The following is an 18,508-nucleotide window of genomic DNA, read 5'->3' on the forward strand; positions in this document are numbered from 1 at the left end:
TGGTTGCCCTTTCGGGTGGGTCGGCCGTGGTCGGCGGCCTGGCGTGATGGCTGTCGGTCCTACCGGTCCCCGAAGACGGTGCGGTGCCAGTCCTTGGCCGCCACCGCGGTGTTGTCGAACATGACGTGCTTGACCTGCGTGTACTCCTCGAAGGAGTAGGCGGACATGTCCTTGCCGAAGCCGGACGACTTGTACCCGCCGTGCGGCATCTCGCTGATGATCGGGATGTGGTCGTTGATCCACACGCAGCCCGCCTTGATCTCGCGGGTGGCGCGGTTCGCGCGGTACACGTCCCGGCTCCAGGCGGAGGCGGCGAGCCCGTACGGCGTGTCGTTGGCCAGCCGGATGCCCTCGTCGTCGGTGTCGAAGGGCAGCACGACCAGGACGGGACCGAAGATCTCGTCCTGGACGACCTCACTGTCCTGGGCGGCGTCCGCGATCAGGGTGGGCCGGTAGTAGGCGCCTTCCTTCAGACCGCCCTGCGGTGCCTCGCCGCCGCACACCACGCGCGCGTAGGAGCGGGCCCGGTCGACGAAGGCGGCGACGCGGTCGCGCTGGACGTGGCTGACCAGCGGGCCGAGGTCGGTGCCGGGGGCGAAGGGGTCGCCGACGCGGACGGTGTCCATGAGGGCCGCGGTCCGCTCGACGAACGCCTCGTACAGAGACCGCTGCACATACGCGCGCGTGGCGGCCGTGCAGTCCTGGCCGGTGTTGATGAGCGCGCCCGCGACCGCGCCGTGCACGGCGGCGTCCAGGTCGGCGTCGTCGAAGACGAGGAAGGGTGCCTTGCCGCCCAGCTCCAGGTGGAGGCGCTTGACGGTGGCGGTGGCGACCTCGGCGACGCGCTTGCCGACGGCGGTGGACCCGGTGAAGGAGGTCATGGCGACGTCGGGGTGGGCGACGAGGTGCTCGCCCGCCTCCCGTCCGGTGCCGCTGACGATGTTGATCACGCCGTCGGGGAGGCCGGCCTCGGTCGCCGCCTGGGCGAACATCAGGGAGGTCAGCGGGGTGATCTCGGCGGGCTTGAGCACGATGGTGTTGCCCGCGGCGATCGCCGGGAGGATCTTCCAGGCGGCCATCTGGAGCGGGTAGTTCCAGGGCGCGATGGACCCGACGACGCCGATCGGCTCGCGCCGCACGTACGAGGTGTGGTCGCCGGAGTACTCCCCCGCCGACTGGCCCTGGAGGAGGCGGGCGGCGCCGGCGAAGAAGGCCGCGTTGTCGACCGTGCCCGGCACGTCGAACTCACGGGTCAGCTTCAGCGGCTTGCCGCACTGCAGCGACTCCGCGCGGGCGAAGTCCTCGGCGCGGTCGGCGAGGACGGCGGCGAACCGGTGCAGGGCGTCGGAGCGCTCGCCGGGGGTGGCGCCGGCCCAGCCGGGGAACGCCTCCCGCGCGGCGGCGACGGCCGCGTCGACGTCGTCGGGACCGGCCAGCTCGTAGGTCAGGACGTCGGCGCCGGTCGCCGGGTCGACGACGGTGTGCGTCCGTCCGGAGGTGCCCTTGGTCAGACGGCCCGCGATGTACTGGGCCCCGTCCGCGAAGCGGTCCTGGGCCGGGAATCGGTCCGGGGTGGCGTTGCCCGGGTTGTGCATGTCGGCTCTCCTCGGTCTCCCCGTGGTGGGGGCCGGCGTGGCTCAGGCTCGATGTGAGTGCCGATCCTGACAGAGCACTAGACCTCCAACAAGTGATTCCGTTGTTGCCATTTGGTTACGCGACGGAATCTGTCGACCAGGTGTCGAGTCGCCACGGAAAAGGACGGACGGAGTGTCAGTGGCGCGTGCCACACTCGCATGCATGGACAAGATCACGGGGGCGGACCACAGGGCAGTGGAGGGCATCGGCAGCCGGGAAGCGCTGGTGGCGCGGGTCCGGGCGGGCGCGCGGATCACGTATCTGTGCTTCTGGGGGCACCGGCCGCTCCCGGACGGCGGGCTCGGGCCGGGCTGTCTGAGCCAGTGGTGGCCGTCGCCGTTCGCCGTGGCCGGGGTGGAGTACGCGACGGCCGAGCACTGGATGATGGCGGGCAAGGCCCGGCTCTTCGAGGACGCGGAGGCCGAACGGCGGGTGCTGGCGGCCACTCACCCCGCCGGGGCGAAGAAGGCGGGCCGGCTCGTGCGCGGTTTCGACGAGGCGGTGTGGGAGCGGGAGCGCTTCCGGATCGTGGTGGAGGGCAGCGTCCACAAGTTCGCCTCGGACCCGGCGCTGCGGGCGTTCCTGCTGAACACGGGCGAGAGGGTGCTGGTGGAGGCGAGCCCCGTGGACCGGGTGTGGGGCATCGGCCTGGCCCCGGACGACGAGGCGGCGCGGGACCCGGAGCGCTGGCGGGGACCGAACCTGCTGGGCTTCGCACTGATGGCGGCCCGGGAGCGGCTGCGCGCGGACGGCTGAGGACGCGGACGCGGGACCGGAAGGGGCAACGGCTGAGGGGGCAGCGGCTGAGGGGGCGGCCGTGGGGCCGCCCCCTGCCGGCGCCTGGCTCAGGCCACGCTCATCAGGCTCGCGAAGGCGAGGAAGCCGAGCAGCGGCAGGATCACGGTGGCCGTGATGCCGAGCACGAGACCGGCGGTCGCCGCCCCCTTGTTGGTGGCCTCGCCCCGGGTGGCCTTGCCCCGGCCGATCGCGCCGAAGATGATCCCGAGGATGCCCAGGATCACACCGAAGAACCAGAGGAAGAAGGTCAGGCTGCACACCACGCCGATGATGCCCAGGACCAGTCCCGTGGTCCCCATGCCGTTGCTCGGCTGCATCGGCATGCCGTAGCCGGGCCCCTGCGGATAGCCCACCGGCGGCGCGGCCGGGTAGGAAGGCCCCTGGTTCGGGTAGCCGTACCCGGGCGCGGACTGCGGGTACGCGTAACCCCCCGCGGGCGGTTGCCCCGGCTGCGGCGGCGGCCCGTAGTCCCCGGGTCCGGGATTGGAGTACGACATGGAACTGCTCTCCCCTCGTTGGCGCTTGACATCGTAGAGGCAACCAGCGGGGATGAGCTCAGCTTTCCGCGGTGACGGAGACCGGCACGGAGCGCGAGGAGCCGTAGTAGGGGTCGTCGTAGCCCGAGTCCTCGTTGATCGCGGCGGTGATGCCGATGGCGATCAGCACGATCACGGCGACACCGAGCACGATGCCGATGATGCCCATGACGAATCCGGCCTGCGCCTGCCCGTGGTTGGTGGCCAGACCGCTCTCCGCCCGCCGGCGGCCCTTGATCCCGAAGACCACGGCGAGGATGCCGAGCACCAGGGAGACCACGCCGTACAGGCAGAACAGCGCGCAGGCGAGGATGCCCAACACCATCGACGCGGTACCGAGCCCGTTCTGCGGGGGCGGCTGCATGCCGGGCCAGCCGTAGCCCTGGCCGTAGCCGGGGTAGCCGTAGCCGCCCGGGACGCCGGCCCCACCGGGCGCGAGGGGCGGCGGGGGCACCGCGCCGTCCGGGCCGGGGAAGCCGGCGCCGGGCATCGACGTGACCGTGGCCTGGTCGTGCACGCCCGGCGGCGGCTGCCAGGGGGGCGGCGCGTCGGAGGCGGGCGGCTGGGGCGGCTGCCCGGCGCCGGCGCCCTTGTCCAGGGACGGCCCGCTCTCCGGGGGCGCCCAGGGGTCGTGGCCGCCGGAGGCTTCCCCGTCCGGCCGTATCGCGTCCGTCATGATCCTGTCCCCCCGGGTCGTTCGTGCCCGCCATGCTACGGTCCCGGGCCGCCGGGCGTGAGACCGGCCTACGATGATCCCCGAACGACCGATCAGCCGATCACCCGCGCCCCGCCGCCGCCCCGCGGCCCGGGGGCGCCGCCCTGGGGAGGAACCCTTGACCGAGCACCTCGTCGACCCCGACGTCCCGCGCGACCTGCACGCCTTCATCGCCGGACTGCCGAAGGCCGAACTGCACGTCCACCACGTCGGTTCCGCCTCCCCGCGCATCGTCTCCGAACTGGCCGCGCGCCACCCCGACTCGAAGGTCCCCACCGACCCCGAGGCACTGGTCGACTACTTCACGTTCACGGACTTCGCGCACTTCATCGACGTGTACCTGTCCGTCGTCGACCTGATCCGGACCCCGGAGGACGTGCGGCTGCTGACGTACGAGGTGGCCCGGGAGATGGCCCGCCAGCAGGTGCGCTACGCCGAGCTGACCATCACGCCCTTCTCCTCCACCCGGCGCGGCATCGACGAGGGTGCCTTCATGGAGGCGATCGAGGACGCCCGCAAGGCGGCCGAGGCCGAGTTCGGGACCGTGCTGCGCTGGTGCTTCGACATCCCGGGGGAGGCCGGTCTGGAGTCCGCCGAGGAGACGACGCGGCTCGCCACCGACGACCGGCTGCGCCCGGAGGGCCTGGTCTCCTTCGGGCTCGGCGGGCCCGAGATCGGGGTGGCCCGCCCGCAGTTCAAGCCGTACTTCGACCGGGCGATCGCCGCGGGACTGCACTCGGTGCCGCACGCGGGCGAGACGACCGGCCCGCAGACCGTGTGGGACGCCCTGACCGACCTGCGCGCCGAACGCATCGGACACGGCACCAGCTCCGCCGAGGACCCGAAGCTGCTGGCCCACCTCGCCGAGCGGCGCATCCCGCTAGAGGTGTGCCCGACCTCGAACATCGCCACCCGCGCGGTGCGCACCCTGGACGAGCACCCGATCAAGGAGTTCACCCGCGCCGGCGTCCTGGTGACGATCAACTCCGACGACCCGCCGATGTTCGGCACCGACCTCAACAACGAGTACGCGGTCGCCGCCCGGCTCCTCGGCCTCGACGAGCGCGGCCTCGCCGACCTGGCGAAGAACGGGGTCGAGGCCTCCTTCCTCGACGCGCCGGGCAAGGCCCGCATCGCCGCCGAGATCGACACGTACACCGCCGACTGGCTCGCCTCCTGAGAGTTGCCGCCCCATGGACACCCCGCGCCCCCTGACCGCCGTCGCCCACCGCGGTGACCCCTACCGGCACCGCGAGAACACGATCGGCTCGCTGCGGTCCGCCCTCGACCGCGGCGCGGACGCGGTCGAGACCGACGTACGCCTCACCCGGGACGGCGTGCCGGTGCTGCTGCACGACGAGACGCTGAAGCGGCTGTGGCGGCACGACCGGCCGCTGCGCTCCCTGTCGGCCGAGGAGGTGCGCGGGCTGACGGCGGGCGGGGTGCCGACGCTCGCCGAGGCGCTGGCCGCGACCGGGGACGGCCGGCTGATGCTCGACCTGCCGGGGGCGCCGGGCGAGCGGGCGGTGCGGCGCATCGTGGACGTGGTCCGCGCGTGCGGGGCGCGGGAGCGGGTGTACTACACCGCGGGCGCCGCCGCCATGCTCGCCGTGCGGGCCGCCGACCCCGCCGCCGAGATCGCCATGACCTGGACCACGGCCGCCCCGCCCCGGCCCGCGCTGCTGGCGGCGGTGCGGCCGCGGTGGCTCAACTATCGCTTCGGCCTGGTGACCCGGGCGCTGGCCGACCGCGTCCACGCCGACGGGCTCCTGCTGTCCGTGTGGACCCCCGACACCCGCCGCACCATGCGCCGGCTGCGCGCCCTGGGCGTCGACTCGATCACCACCAACCGCATCGACGTGCTGTGCGCGCTGCGCGACACCGACGGCGCCCGCGCCTCGGCCCCTTAGGGGACGTCCCGTACAACTCCCGCTCCCTGTGAGGGAGTTCCCCGAGCCCGACTACGGGACGGGCACCCTCCTCACCGACGATCCGCCCCGGGGCGAGGCGCACGAGGATGATCACGGTCCCTCCGCCGCAACCGCCTTCACCTGGAGCAGTCGATGCGTGCCCGTACCCATACCGTTCTCGCCGCCTCGGTCGTCCTCGCCCTGGCCGCCGGCCCGCTGGCGGCCCCCGCCCTCGCCGCGCCGCCCGCCCCGGCGTCCGGCTCCGCCGATCGGCAGGGACCGGCCGGGGAGGCGCTGCGCGCCGCCCTCGCGGGACTGCCGAACCAGTACGCCACCGCCGCACTCGTGCGGGTCGGCACCCCCGGCGGCGACTGGCACGGCAGCGCGGGGGTGCGCGACCTGGCCGGCGGCCGGCCGGCCCACCCCGAGGCCCGCTTCCGGGCCGGTTCGATCACGAAGGTGGTCACCGCTGCCATCGTCCTGCGCCTCGCCGCGCAGGACGAGATCGACCTGGACGCACCCGTCCAGGGCTACCTCCCCGACCTGTTCACGCCCGACTTCGAGCGCCCGATCAGCGTGCGCCACCTGCTGAACCACACCAGCGGCATCAAACCGGGCGACGGTTTCGGCGACGACTTCGCGGAGGTGTACTCGCACCGCTACGAGACCCTCACGCCGCGGCAGGTCGCGGCGTCGGCGATCGCCAAGGGGCCGGAGGACTTCGTCCCGGGGACCCGGCAGCAGTACCTCAACATCAACTACACGATCCTCGGCCTGCTGATCGAGAAGGTCACGGGAGGCTCGTACGCCTCGGAGGCCACGCGTCTCGTCCTGCGCCCGGCCGGCATGCACCACACGTACTTCCCGGGCACCGATCCCCGTATCCGAGGCCCGCACAACCGGGGTTACCAGGCGGTGGAGCGGCCGGACGGCACGACGCGGCTGGTCGACGTGACGGAGTGGAACCAGGCGGACCGCTGGGCGGCGGGCGACATGATCTCCACCACCGCGGACCTGGAGAGACTGCTCACGAAGCTGTTCCGGGGGAAGATCGTGCCGCGGCCCGAACTGGAGGAGATGTTCACGCCCCCGGTAGGCGTCCCGGGCGCCAGCCGCAGCGCGGGCCTGGAGTACAAGAAGGTGGGTGACCAGGTCTTCTGGGGCAAGTCGGGCTCACGCTACGGCTACAGCGCCTTCATCGGCGGCACCCGCGACCTGAGTCGCACCCTCGTCTACTCGGTCAACTCCACGGACGCCAAGAGCGCGGAGTCCAACCCGGTGATCGACGCGATCACCGCGGCCGCGCTGAAGTAGCCGCCGGCCGGCGGGAGTCGCTCGTCAGCCGCCGCGCCACCCCGTGCGCCGCGACCGTCGCCGCCCCCGCGAGGCCCAGGCCCACGGCGAGGTCGCGCGGGCGGGTGGCGCGCAGGACACCGGCGCGGCGCAGCCGGCGGCGGGCCCAGAGGGTGAAGGGGACGACGATCAGCGGCGAGGTCGCCGACCCGGGCGTGTAGCCGCGCACCAGCCCGGCCTGCGCGAGGTGGACGAGGCCGTGCAGGCCGAAGGCGCCCAGCGCGGTCTGGTAGGCGGCCGAGCGGCCGCCGGTCAGCGCTCCCGCGACGGACGCGGAGGCCACGACCGCGGCCATCGCGCCGACCGCCACCGCGAACTCCCGCCCGTCGACCGCCCCGGCCCGCCGCCACACGGCCTCCGGAACGGCCGGGTACCGCTCGCGCAGGGCCGGGAGGTTGCGCCGCCACCAGCCCGGCACGGTCGCCAGCTCCTCGAGGTCGTGCAGGGCCCAGGCGGCCAGCAGTCCCAGCGTGACCGCGCCCTCGACCCTTTCATCGCCCGATGAATTCTTCACCTGATCAGTCTGCTACACGCCCACGATGCCGTTCCACCGCTTCGCGAACTCCGCCCGGTCTCCCGCCGGGATGTCCCGCGCGATGGCGAGCCGTTTCCGCATCGCCGCGTCCGGGAAGATCAGCGGGTCCTCGGCCAGGGCGGCGGTCTCCTCGTCGGCGGAGGAGGCGAGCACGTCCCGGGCGGCGGGGACCGGGCAGACGTAGTTGACCCAGGCGGCCAGCTCGGCGGCGACCTCGGGCCGGTAGTAGTAGTCGATCAGCCGCTCGGCGTTGGCCTTGTGGCGGGCCAGGTTGGGGATCATCAGGGACTCGGACCACAGTTCGGCGCCCTCCTCCGGGACGACGAACTCGATGTCCGGGTCGTCCGCCTGGAGCTGGATCACGTCGCCGGAGTAGGCCTGGCAGGCGAGGACGTCGCCGCTGGAGAGGTCCTTGATGTAGTCGTTGCCGGTGAAGCGGCGGATCTGCCCCTTGCCGACCTGCCGCTCCACCTGGTCGCAGATCCGGTGGAAGTCGTCCGCCGTCCAGTCGGTGATGTCCACGCCGTTGCCCTGCATCAGCAGCGCGAAGGCCTCGTCCATGCCCGACAGCAGGGTGACGCGGCCCTTGAGGTCGGCCGCCCACAGGTCGGACACGTGCCGGATCTCCCGGCCGAGCCTGCGCCGGTTGTACGCGATGCCGGTGATGCCCGACTGCCAGGGCACGGTGAACTTCCGGCCGGGGTCGAAGGCGGGCGAACGCAGCAGCGGGTCCAGGTACTCGGTGACGTTCGGCTGGCGGGAGCGGTCCATCTCCTGCACCCAGCCCAGCCGCACGAACCGCCCGCACATCCAGTCGCTGATGACGATCAGGTCGCGGTCGGTGGGCTGGTGGTTCATCAGGGACGGGCTGATCTTGCCGAAGAACTCGTCGTTGTCGTTGATCTCCTCGATGTAGTCGACGGAGATGCCCGTCGCCCTCTCGAAGGCGTCGAGCGTGGGCCGCCGGCCGGGGTGCTCGTCGTCGGTGTCGATGTACAGCGGCCAGTTGGCCCAGGTCAGCCGCCGTTCACCGGCGGACCGGTCGGTCGCGGCCCGGTCGCCCGGCGCGACGTACGCGGCGGGCACACCGCAGCCGGCCAGGGTGCCGAGCGCACCGAGCGCGGCGGAACCGCCCAGGCCGCGCAGCAGGGTACGGCGGGAGAGCGGGGGCGTCTTCGGGAGCAGGGGCATGGCACGAGGATCCCGTCCGCCGCCCACCGGGACAATCGACGCTGCGTCGAGCGCACCCGGCGAGGCCCGACACCCTGTCGAGCGGGGCGAGTTGACGGTCCACGCGGTGCGGCCCCGGACGGCGGTTGCCGTCCGGGGCCGCACACGGGCCGGTGGCGTCAGGCGTCCAGCGACGTCATCACGTGCTTGATCCGCGTGTAGTCCTCGAAGCCGTAGCCCGACAGGTCCTTGCCGTAGCCGGACTTCTTGAAGCCGCCGTGCGGCATCTCGGCGACCAGCGGGATGTGGGTGTTGATCCACACGCAGCCGAAGTCCAGCCGCTTGGACATCCGCATCGCGCGGCCGTGGTCCTTGGTCCACACCGAGGAGGCCAGCGCGTACTCCACGCCGTTGGCCCACTCGACGGCCTGGTCCTCGTCGCGGAAGGACTGGACGGTGATGACCGGGCCGAAGACCTCCTGCTGGATGATCTCGTCGTCCTGCTTGAGGCCGGAGACGACGGTCGGGGCGTAGAAGTAGCCCTTGTCGCCGACCCGGTGGCCGCCCGCCTCGACCTTGGCGTGCGCGGGCAGCCGCTCGATGAACCCGGAGACCTGCTTGAGCTGGTTGGGGTTGTTGAGCGGGCCGTAGAGCACGTCCTCGTCGTCCGGCTGCCCGGTCTTGATCTCGGACGCGGCCTTGGCGAGCGCGCTCACGAACTCGTCGTGGACCGACTCGTGGACCAGCACCCGGGTGGCCGCCGTACAGTCCTGCCCGGCGTTGAAGTAGCCCGCCTCCGAGATGCCCGCGACGGCCTTGGGGATGTCGGTGTCCTCGAAGACCACGACCGGGGCCTTGCCGCCCAGCTCCAGGTGGACGCGCTTGAGGTCCTTGGCGGCCGACTCGGCGACCGACATGCCGGCCCGCACGGAACCGGTGATGGAGGCCATGGCCGGGGTCTCGTGCTCGACCATCAGGCGGCCGGTGCCGCGGTCACCGCAGACGACGTTGAAGACGCCCTTGGGCACGATCGAGCCGATGATGTCGGCCATCAGGGCCGTGGAGGCGGGGGTGGTGTCCGAGGGCTTGAGGACGACCGTGTTGCCCGCGGCGAGCGCCGGGGCGAACTTCCACACGGCCATCATCATCGGGTAGTTCCACGGCGCGACCTGCGCGCAGACACCGATCGGCTCGCGGCGCACGAAGGAGGTCAGACCCTCCATGTACTCGCCGGCGCCGCGGCCTTCCAGCATCCGCGCCGCGCCCGCGAAGAAGCGGATCTGGTCGACCATCGGCGGGATCTCCTCGGAGCGGGTCAGCCCGATCGGCTTGCCCGTGTTCTCCACCTCGGCCGCGATCAGTTCCTCGGCCCGCTCCTCGAACGCGTCCGCGATCTTCAGCAGGGCCTTCTGCCGCTCGGCCGGGGTCGTGTCGCGCCAGGCCGGGAAGGCCGCCGCGGCGGCCGCCATGGCGGCGTCCACGTCCGCCTGCCCGGACAGGGGGGCGGTCGCGTACGCCTCGCCCGTGGCGGGGTTGACCACCTCCGTGGTCCGTCCGTCGGCGGCGTCCCGGAACTCACCGTCGATGTAATTGCGCAGACGACGCAGCTCGGTGCTCACTGCCGGCCCTCCAAGTTCGCTGTCCAGTGACTGAGACACCCACCCTAGACGGAGTCCCGACGTTTTCAACACCCCCACCGCCCTCAGCGTTGCGATATCCGCAGATTGGAGCGATCCAAACAACGAATTTCATCGATCCGGCCTTGCGAAACTGTCGATACGTCGTGCACAGTGAAGCCGTGGCCAGTCGAAGCGCAGACCAGAAGGACTCCCGCGAGTCCAGGAACGGCGGTCCCCAGTTGGACGCCGTCTCCCTCGCCATCATCGAGCAGCTCCAGGAGGACGGCCGCCGGCCGTACGCCGCCATCGGCAAGGCCGTGGGCCTGTCCGAGGCGGCCGTGCGCCAGCGCGTCCAGAAGCTGCTCGACCAGGGCGTGATGCAGATCGTCGCCGTCACGGACCCGCTCACCGTGGGCTTCCGGCGCCAGGCGATGGTCGGCGTCAACGTCGAGGGCGACGTGGAGTCGGTGGCCGACGCGCTGGCGGCCATGTCCGAGTGCGAGTACGTGGTGATGACCGCGGGCTCCTTCGACCTGATGGTGGAGGTCGTCTGCGAGGACGACGACCACCTCCTGGAGGTCATCAACCGACGCATCCGGGCCGTGCCCGGCGTGCGCTCCACCGAGAGCTTCGTCTACCTCAAGCTCAAGAAGCAGACCTATATGTGGGGAACCCGATAATCGTGAGCACCGACAGCCCCAAGGACCTCAGCCGGACCGCGTACGACCACCTGTGGATGCACTTCACCCGCATGTCGTCGTACGAGAACGCCCCCGTCCCCACCATCGTCCGCGGTGAGGGCACCCACATCTACGACGACAAGGGCAAGCGCTACCTCGACGGGCTCGCCGGCCTGTTCGTGGTCCAGGCCGGACACGGCCGCACGGAGCTGGCCGAGGCCGCCGCCAAGCAGGCGCAGGAGCTCGCCTTCTTCCCGGTGTGGTCCTACGCCCACCCCAAGGCCGTCGAGCTGGCCGAGCGGCTGGCGAACGAGGCCCCCGGCGACCTCAACAAGGTCTTCTTCACCACCGGCGGCGGCGAGGCGGTCGAGACCGCCTGGAAGCTCGCCAAGCAGTACTTCAAGCTGACCGGCAAGCCCACCAAGTACAAGGTGATCTCCCGCGCGGTGGCCTACCACGGCACCCCGCAGGGCGCCCTGTCCATCACCGGCCTGCCCGCCCTGAAGGCCCCCTTCGAGCCGCTGGTCCCCGGCGCGCACAAGGTGCCGAACACCAACATCTACCGCGCCCCGATCCACGGCGACGACCCCGAGGCGTACGGCCGCTGGGCCGCCGACCAGATCGAGCAGCAGATCCTCTTCGAGGGCCCGGAGACGGTCGCGGCCGTCTTCCTGGAGCCCGTGCAGAACGCCGGCGGCTGCTTCCCGCCCCCGCCCGGCTACTTCCAGCGGGTCCGCGAGATCTGCGACCAGTACGACGTGCTGCTCGTCTCGGACGAGGTCATCTGCGCCTTCGGCCGCCTGGGCACGACCTTCGCCTGCGACAAGTTCGGCTACGTCCCGGACATGATCACCTGCGCCAAGGGCATGACCTCGGGCTACTCCCCGATCGGCGCGTGCGTCATCTCCGACCGCCTGGCGGAGCCGTTCTACAAGGGCGACAACACCTTCCTGCACGGCTACACCTTCGGCGGCCACCCGGTCTCCGCCGCGGTGGGCCTCGCCAACCTCGACCTGTTCGAGCGCGAGGGCCTCAACCAGCACGTGCTCGACAACGAGGGCACCTTCCGCGCGACCCTGGAGAAGCTGCACGACCTGCCGATCGTCGGCGACGTCCGCGGCAACGGCTTCTTCTACGGCATCGAGCTGGTCAAGGACAAGGCCACCAAGGAGTCCTTCAACGACGAGGAGACCGAGCGGGTCCTGTACGGCTTCCTCTCCAAGAAGCTCTTCGAGAACGGCCTGTACTGCCGTGCCGACGACCGCGGCGACCCGGTCATCCAGCTCGCCCCGCCGCTGATCTCCAACCAGGAGACCTTCGACGAGATCGAGCAGATCCTGCGGGCCACGCTGACGGAGGCGTGGACGAAGCTCTGATCGTTCCGATCATCCGCTGAGACGATCATCACCGGCCCCGGTGCGGTCCGTTCGAGTGAGAACGGCGGCCCGGGGCCGCGTGCTGTCCGGCTTCCTCCGCGGCGACTCCTTACGGTGCCCAGTGACCGATCGGCCCCGCCTTCGTTCCCCCGGAAGAGGGACAGGACCGGGGAAATACGGATCAGAACCGAGGTGTACGCCCATGGAGGCTCCGCCGGACAACGACGTGCTCTGGGCCCGTGCCCTGCACTTCCAGCACCACGACGGCTCCCCCGCGCTGCAAGGTGTGTCGCTCGGTGTGCGCGAGGGCGAGATCCTCGCCGTGAGCGGCCCGCGCGGCAGCGGCAAGACCACGCTGCTGCGGTGCCTGTCCGGACTGGTCAAGCCGCAGGAGGGCGAGGTCTGGTTCAACAGCGTGCCGGTGCACACCATGGGTCCGCTCAGCCGGGAGCGGCTGCGCCGTGACCGCTTCGGCTGGATCGACCCCACTCCGGCGCTCGTCCCGGAGCTGAACGCCTGGGAGAACGCCGCGCTCCCGCTCATGCTGCGCGGCACCGGCCGGCGCCGGGCCAAGACCGCCGCCCTGGAGTGGCTGGACCGTCTGGACGTGGGCGGCAAGGCGCGCAGGCGCCCGCACGAACTGCGGCAAGCCGAGCGGCAGCGGGTCTGCATCGCCCGCGCCCTCGCCGTCGCCCCGGCGGTCCTGTTCGCCGACGAGCCGACGGCCCCCCTGCACTGCGCGGACCGCGCCCACGTCCTGCGGACGCTCACCACGGCGGCCCGCTCGCACGGCATCACCGTCCTGCTCGCCACGCACGACGCGCAGACCGCCGCCCTGGCGGACCGCTCGGTGGCGCTCCTCGACGGACGGCGGGTACGGACCGTGCACCTGCCGCCGCTCGCCGAGACCACGGTGGCCACGGGTGCCGCCGGGACTCCCGGAACGGAAGGCCGGGCGGCGTGCTCGCTCTCCGCCTGACCCGCACCGCCCACCTCGCCGTGCAGCTGCGCCGCCTGCTGGTCGCGGCGGCCTCGGCGGGCACGGGCTTCCTGCTGCTGTGCGCCCTCGGCCACGCGCTGAGCCACCCCGACGCGCCCGGCGCCTCCGCCCTGCGCCTGGCCTGGTGCGCGGCGCCGCTGGCCGCCGCGGTGTACCTAGCGGTGGCCGTGGCCCGCACCGATCCCGGGACCCGGCCCCGCTCGGGGCTGTCGGCGATCGGTCTGGGTCCCGGCCGGCTGATGGCCGTCTCGGCGACGACCACCGCCCTGTCCGCGGCCCTCGGTTCGGTGGTGGCCCTGCTCGCCTTCCTGTATCTGCGCGGCAGCCTGACCGGCCGCCCGCCCTCCGACCGCGTGGCGGCCGACGCCCTGGCGGTCGGCCAGTCCCTCCCCGCCCCGGCCGTCCTGACCCTGCTGGTCCTCGTACCGGCCCTCGCGTCGGCCGCGGTGGCCCACACGCTGCGGCCCCGCGATCCCCGGCCCGCCGCGGCCGCCGCGCCCCGCGGTTACGGCCGCTTCGGCGCGTACGGCTGGGGGAAGGCCCGCGAGACCTTCGGCGCCTACGGCCGCTTCGGCGCCCGCACCGCCGCCGCTGCCCCTGCGGACAGCCGCGCCGCTGCCGCCGCTCCTGCGGGCAGTCGTGCCGCTGGGGCGATGGGGGTCCCCCCGCTCGAGCGAAGCCGAGAGTGGGGGAGGGTGCGCGCAGGCGGCGCCCTGCAAACGCAGGCGAGTGACCCCCACCCCCCGGCCCCGACGAACGTCACCACGCAGACGCTGGACGCCGCTCCCCCGCCCCCGGTGGACACCACCCCCGACACCCCGGCCGAGCCGGCCCCCCGCCCCCAGAACACCACCGCCCTCCCCTGGGGCATCGCCGTCCTCACCGCGGGCCTCACCGTCGAGACCTACACCGGCAACGCGGCCGGCGCCCCCACCCCCGGCACCGCTCCCTCCGCCGGCGTGCTGATCGGCTGGGCCCTCACCGCCCTGGGCCTCGCGCTGGCCGGACCGGGCCTCACCCACCTGTGCGGCCGCCTGCTCCAGGCCGCCCGGCCCGGCGCCCTGCGCCTCCTGGCCGGCCGCGTCCTCATGGAGGAGTCGCAGCGCGTCGGCCGCCCGCTCGGCGTCGTGGCCGCCGTCGCCGCCGCGGCCTACGTGACCGCGACCGTGTACGACGGGGACGGGCCCGCCTTCGGCCCGCTCAGCACCCTGGGCGCCCTCCTCGTGGCGGGCTGCACGGTGGCCACCCTGCTCACCGCGGCCGTCGAGGCCCGGCACGCCCGTGCGGACACCACGGACGCCCTGCGGCGACTCGGCGCGCCCCCGGCCACCCTGCGCGCCGCCGCCGCCGTACGCGCCGCCGCCCTGCTCGCCCTGTTCGTTCCGCTGGTCCTGATCGTCGCGGTGCTGGCGGCGCTGCCGCTGGACCACTGACCGTCAAAAACTTTTTCGAGAAAGTCCGCGCACCGGCGATGAGTTCCGGTGCCGCCGCCCGTCTACTACTTCGAACGGCACGCCATACGAACCGCACCGCAAGAGCGGCGCACCGACGGGAGAGGCCCCCATGTCCAAGCAGATGATCTTCCTGAACCTGGCCACCAACGACCTCGACGCCTCGAAGAAGTTCTTCAACGGGCTCGGGTACGAGATCAACGCCCAGTTCAGCGACGACAGCACCGCCTCGATCCCGCTGAGCGACACCATCGTCGTGATGGTGCACACGCCGCAGAAGTACCGCCAGTTCACCCAGAAGGAGATCGTGGACTCGACGAAGTCCAGCGAGGTGCTGATCGCGCTGAGCGCCGAGAGCCGCGAGAAGGTCGACGAGCTGGTGGAGAAGGCGGTCGCGGCCGGCGGCTCGGTCTCCGGCGAGACCCAGGACCACGGCTTCATGTACGGGCGGGCCTTCGACGACATCGACGGCCACACCTTCGAGGTCGTGTGGATGGACCCGGCGGCCGTCCAGGGCTGAACCGGCGCATGCCTAGCATGGGCGGGTGGATCAGACACCCGCCCAGCGCAAGGCCCGGTCACCGCACGGGTCACCGTCACTGTCACAGTTCCAGTCCCACCACGCCTCCCACGACCGGGAGATAGAGAGCCTCGCCGAGTTCGACCGGGTCGTCTCGGCGCCCGGCGGCCTCGCCCACCACCGCGTCCAGGCCGTCGACCTGACGGACCGTACGGACGCCCTGCTCCACGCCGACTCGACGGGCGCCGTCTTCCTCGGCTGCCCGATGGACCCCCGCGCCGCCGCCCGGGTGCGCGCCGCCGGGGCCCTGGTCTTCCCGCCGATACCGGGCCTCCCCTTCGACCCCTACCGGGGACACGTCTACTCCCCCGACGAGTTGTACGACGGCCTCGACGAGGGGTACGCGGCGACACCGGACGCCCTGGCCTACGACTGGTTCCAGCAGACCAAGGCCGACGGGGACGTCTTCGCCTCCATGCTGCGCGCGGTCCACGACGACGCCGTCTCGGACGCGCTGGACGAACTCGTCGCGGGCAGCCGGGTGGTGGGCGTCATGGGCGGCCACGCCATGGCCCGCGGCACCGCGGAGTACGCGGGCGCCGCCCGCCTGGGCCGGGAGCTGGCCCGCGCCGGTCTCACGGTGGCCACGGGCGGCGGTCCGGGCGCGATGGAGGCGGCGAACCTCGGCGCGTACGCCGCCCCGTTCGACGACGGCATGCTGGACGACGCCCTGGTGCTGCTCGCCAAGGTCCCGTCGTTCACCCGGTCGATCGCCGACTGGGCGCGGTCCGCGTTCGAGGTGCGCGAGCGCTGGCCCGGGGGCGGTGCCTCGATCGGCATCCCGACCTGGTTCTACGGCCACGAGCCGCCCAACGCCTTCGCCGCGCACATCGCCAAGTACTTCGCCAACGCCACGCGCGAGGACGGCCTGCTGGCCCGCTCCACCGCGGGCGTGGTGTTCCTGCCGGGCGCGGCCGGCACCTTGCAGGAGATCTTCGACAACGCGACGCCCAACTACTACGAGTCGCGCGGCGAGCCCACGCCGATGGTGCTCGTCGACCGGGAGCACTGGACCCGGACGCTGCCGGCGTGGCCGCTGCTGCGGTCGCTCGCGAAGGGGCGGGCGATGGAGTCCCGCATCACACTGGTCGACCGAATCGAGGAAGCTCCCAACGCACTGAAACGTGTCGGCGGTTAATAAGAAGGTAAAGTCAACGGCCAGGACGGGCATATGCGTTGACACTTCTTACGCCCCGCTTATAGACCAGTGAGGCTCATGGGTGTGCTGACGCGTCATCAAGCGTCGGCACCCTCTTCACCCCCCGCATCCGCGCTCCCGTAAAGGACAAACGTGGCAGTCCTGTCCATAATCAGCCGCACGGCGTCACGCCGTAGCGTCCGCGCCCTCGGCGTCGTCGCCGCCTCCGCGGCCCTGGCGCTCAGCGCCTCAGGCAACGCCCTCGCCTGCAACATCAGCGAGTTCTCCGCCGTAGCCAAGTGCGACGGCGACAACGGTGTCATCAGCGTCACCGACGTGGACCCCTCCGGCGTCCCGGCCACCGTCACCGTCACCCTGAAGAGCACCGGCGAACAGGTCGGCCAGGAGACGGTCAAGGGCTCCAAGCAGGGCACCACCGTCGACTTCGCCGTGGACTGGCAGCCGAACACGGAGTACCGCGTCCACGTCAAGGCCGACAGGTACGTCGACGAGTTCATCAAGCCGGACGTCACGACCCCGTCGACCCCGTGCAAGACCGAGGACACGCCGTCCCCGAGCCCGTCGGTGAGCTCCTCGACCCCGTCCGACGAGACGGAGTCCCCGGCGCCCGAGCAGCCGTCCACGTCGGCCCCCGCGCCGGCGCAGTCGGAGAGCACCGCCCCGGCGGCCGTGCCGAACGACAACGCCCCGTCCCCGGCGGCCGGTGACTCCAACCTCGCCGAGACCGGTGCCAACTCCAACACCGGCATGATCGCCGGTATCGCGGCGGCCCTGGTCGTCGTCGGTGGCGGCGCCGTCTTCTTCGGCCTGCGCCGTCGCGGAGCGAACAGCGACAGCTGACGCCCGCTGCCCCGCGCAGATGCGTTCACCGCGGTGGCCCGTCCCGGTCCGGGGCGGGCCACCGTTGTGTTTTGGCCGAACGTCGCCTTCTCCTCGCCGCGCGGCCCGCGGAGCGCCTGTTCAGCCGAGCACGACGACTTCCGCCGCGTCGAACTCCACGCCCACCGCGGCCCCGACCTCCGGCGCCGCCCGCAGCGCGCAGGCCGCCTCCAGACGGGGCGCGTCCTCGGGCTGGAGGTGCACGGCGACGTGCGTGCCGCGGAAGGTGCGGGCGGTGACCGTGCAGCGCAGGCCCTCGTCGGCGGGGACGACACGGACCCCGGCCGGCCGCACGAGCACCGTCCGCGTGCCCTGCGGTGCGTCCTCGGGGACCGGCACCTTGCCCCACGGGGTGTCCGCGGCCTGTCCGGCGACGCACGCCTCGGTCACGTTGTCGAAGCCGAGGAAGCGGGCCACGAACGCGTCCGCCGGCCGCTGCCACACCTCCAGCGGCGTCCCCGACTGGGCGATCCGCCCGTCCCGCATCACCACGACCCGGTCGGCGAGCGCGAACGCCTCGCCCTGGTCGTGCGTCACGGCGAGCACCGTGGTCCCCAACCGCCCGAACAGCTCCCGCAGTTCGACCACGAGGCGCTCCCGCAGCGAGCGGTCCAGCTGGCCGAGCGGCTCGTCCAGCATCAGCAGTCGGGGGCGGGGCGCGAGGGCGCGGGCCAGTGCCACTCGCTGCTGCTCCCCGCCGGAGAGCGCGGCGACGGACCGGCGGGCGGCGCCCGGCAGTCCGACCAGCTCCAGCAACTCCGCCACCCGGGCCTGCTGCGCGGCCCGGGACGCGCCGCGCATCCGCGGCCCGAAGGCGATGTTTCCGGCCACGTCCCGCTGCGGGAACAGCTGGTGGTCCTGGAACATCAGCCCGACCTCGCGCTTGTGCGCGGGCACGGCGGACTGGTCCCGCCCGTCCAGCGTCACCCGCCCGGCGTCCAGCGGCTGGAGCCCGGCGACCGCCCGCAGCAGCGTCGACTTGCCGCTGCCGCTGGGCCCGAGCACGCACACCACCTCGTGCTCGGCGACCCCCAGGTCGACGGCGTCGAGCACGGGCCGCCCGCCGAAGCGGACGGTTGCTCCCTCGAGGCTCAGCAGGCTGGGCGGCATGG

General features: G+C 72.6%; 18 protein-coding genes. 11 read left to right on the forward strand and 7 right to left on the reverse strand.

Features of this window, described 5'->3' with window-relative positions; translation table 11 throughout:
- Positions 1–59: 59 nt before the first annotated feature.
- Positions 60–1,595 carry a gamma-aminobutyraldehyde dehydrogenase gene (locus ACIRGB_RS29605; RefSeq protein ID WP_403871555.1) on the reverse strand — a complete coding sequence of 512 codons (1,536 nt, stop codon included), beginning with the start codon at positions 1,593–1,595 and terminating at the stop codon, positions 60–62.
- Between the two features lie 202 nt (positions 1,596–1,797).
- On the opposite strand from ACIRGB_RS29605, the gene ACIRGB_RS29610 reads away from it, so the two are divergent.
- Entirely contained in the window at positions 1,798–2,391 is a 594-nt protein-coding gene (locus ACIRGB_RS29610; protein WP_403871557.1) for an NADAR family protein, read from the forward strand.
- 89 nt (positions 2,392–2,480) lie between these two features.
- On the opposite strand, the gene ACIRGB_RS29615 is transcribed toward ACIRGB_RS29610, so the two are convergent.
- Both ACIRGB_RS29615 and ACIRGB_RS29620 read right to left on the reverse strand, forming a co-directional pair.
- A complete protein-coding gene (locus ACIRGB_RS29615) occupies positions 2,481–2,930 on the reverse strand; it encodes a DUF4190 domain-containing protein (protein ID WP_403871559.1) in 450 nt (149 codons plus the stop codon).
- A 58-nt stretch (positions 2,931–2,988) separates the two neighbouring features.
- Positions 2,989–3,645, reverse strand: coding sequence for a DUF4190 domain-containing protein (locus tag ACIRGB_RS29620; RefSeq protein WP_403871561.1), 657 nt, complete (start codon positions 3,643–3,645; stop codon positions 2,989–2,991).
- Between the two features lie 157 nt (positions 3,646–3,802).
- On the opposite strand from ACIRGB_RS29620, the gene ACIRGB_RS29625 reads away from it, so the two are divergent.
- The 3 genes from ACIRGB_RS29625 to ACIRGB_RS29635 all read left to right on the forward strand — a co-directional run bounded on the left by ACIRGB_RS29625 (position 3,803) and on the right by ACIRGB_RS29635 (position 6,908).
- Entirely contained in the window at positions 3,803–4,864 is a 1,062-nt protein-coding gene (locus tag ACIRGB_RS29625; RefSeq protein ID WP_403871563.1) for an adenosine deaminase, read from the forward strand.
- A gap of 13 nt (positions 4,865–4,877) precedes the next feature.
- Complete coding sequence (locus tag ACIRGB_RS29630; RefSeq protein ID WP_403871565.1) at positions 4,878–5,594, forward strand: glycerophosphodiester phosphodiesterase; 717 nt, start codon at positions 4,878–4,880, stop codon at positions 5,592–5,594.
- Positions 5,595–5,747: 153 nt separating this feature from the next.
- A complete protein-coding gene (locus ACIRGB_RS29635) occupies positions 5,748–6,908 on the forward strand; it encodes a serine hydrolase domain-containing protein (RefSeq protein ID WP_403871567.1) in 1,161 nt (386 codons plus the stop codon).
- On the opposite strand, the gene ACIRGB_RS29640 is transcribed toward ACIRGB_RS29635, so the two are convergent.
- From ACIRGB_RS29640 to ACIRGB_RS29650, 3 genes are all read right to left on the reverse strand, one after another.
- A complete protein-coding gene (locus ACIRGB_RS29640; RefSeq protein ID WP_403871568.1) occupies positions 6,886–7,461 on the reverse strand; it encodes an HXXEE domain-containing protein in 576 nt (191 codons plus the stop codon). The two genes, ACIRGB_RS29635 and ACIRGB_RS29640, sit on opposite strands and share 23 nt — an antisense overlap.
- A 12-nt stretch (positions 7,462–7,473) precedes the next feature.
- On the reverse strand, positions 7,474–8,673 hold the full coding sequence (locus ACIRGB_RS29645) for an extracellular solute-binding protein (protein WP_403871570.1): 1,200 nt from the start codon (positions 8,671–8,673) through the stop codon (positions 7,474–7,476).
- 158 nt (positions 8,674–8,831) lie between these two features.
- On the reverse strand, positions 8,832–10,271 hold the full coding sequence (locus ACIRGB_RS29650; protein ID WP_403871572.1) for a gamma-aminobutyraldehyde dehydrogenase: 1,440 nt from the start codon (positions 10,269–10,271) through the stop codon (positions 8,832–8,834).
- A gap of 164 nt (positions 10,272–10,435) precedes the next feature.
- On the opposite strand from ACIRGB_RS29650, the gene ACIRGB_RS29655 reads away from it, so the two are divergent.
- The 7 genes from ACIRGB_RS29655 to ACIRGB_RS29685 all read left to right on the forward strand — a co-directional run bounded on the left by ACIRGB_RS29655 (position 10,436) and on the right by ACIRGB_RS29685 (position 17,357).
- On the forward strand, positions 10,436–10,951 hold the full coding sequence (locus ACIRGB_RS29655; protein WP_403871574.1) for an Lrp/AsnC family transcriptional regulator: 516 nt from the start codon (positions 10,436–10,438) through the stop codon (positions 10,949–10,951).
- Positions 10,952–10,953: 2 nt separating this feature from the next.
- The gene (locus tag ACIRGB_RS29660; RefSeq protein ID WP_403871576.1) at positions 10,954–12,327 is read left to right on the forward strand and encodes an aspartate aminotransferase family protein; all 1,374 of its coding nucleotides are present in this window, start codon (positions 10,954–10,956) and stop codon (positions 12,325–12,327) included.
- A 202-nt stretch (positions 12,328–12,529) separates the two neighbouring features.
- Positions 12,530–13,306, forward strand: coding sequence for an ABC transporter ATP-binding protein (locus tag ACIRGB_RS29665; protein ID WP_403871578.1), 777 nt, complete (start codon positions 12,530–12,532; stop codon positions 13,304–13,306).
- A complete protein-coding gene (locus ACIRGB_RS29670; RefSeq protein WP_403871580.1) occupies positions 13,288–14,760 on the forward strand; it encodes a hypothetical protein in 1,473 nt (490 codons plus the stop codon). Before ACIRGB_RS29665 ends, ACIRGB_RS29670 begins: the two co-directional genes overlap by 19 nt.
- Positions 14,761–14,890: 130 nt before the next feature.
- Positions 14,891–15,298 carry a VOC family protein gene (locus tag ACIRGB_RS29675; RefSeq protein WP_403871582.1) on the forward strand — a complete coding sequence of 136 codons (408 nt, stop codon included), beginning with the start codon at positions 14,891–14,893 and terminating at the stop codon, positions 15,296–15,298.
- A gap of 79 nt (positions 15,299–15,377) precedes the next feature.
- On the forward strand, positions 15,378–16,496 hold the full coding sequence (locus ACIRGB_RS29680) for an LOG family protein (RefSeq protein ID WP_403871845.1): 1,119 nt from the start codon (positions 15,378–15,380) through the stop codon (positions 16,494–16,496).
- A gap of 153 nt (positions 16,497–16,649) precedes the next feature.
- Positions 16,650–17,357, forward strand: a complete 708-nt coding sequence (locus ACIRGB_RS29685; RefSeq protein ID WP_403871583.1) for an LAETG motif-containing sortase-dependent surface protein — start codon at positions 16,650–16,652, stop codon at positions 17,355–17,357.
- Between the two features lie 120 nt (positions 17,358–17,477).
- Here the strand turns inward: ACIRGB_RS29685 and ACIRGB_RS29690 are convergent, their stop codons facing one another.
- Positions 17,478–18,506, reverse strand: coding sequence for an ABC transporter ATP-binding protein (locus ACIRGB_RS29690; protein WP_403871585.1), 1,029 nt, complete (start codon positions 18,504–18,506; stop codon positions 17,478–17,480).
- Positions 18,507–18,508 lie beyond the last annotated feature (2 nt).

Origin of the sequence: Streptomyces sp. NPDC102490, from assembly GCF_044765285.1 — a bacterium.
Lineage (GTDB): Bacteria > Actinomycetota > Actinomycetes > Streptomycetales > Streptomycetaceae > Streptomyces.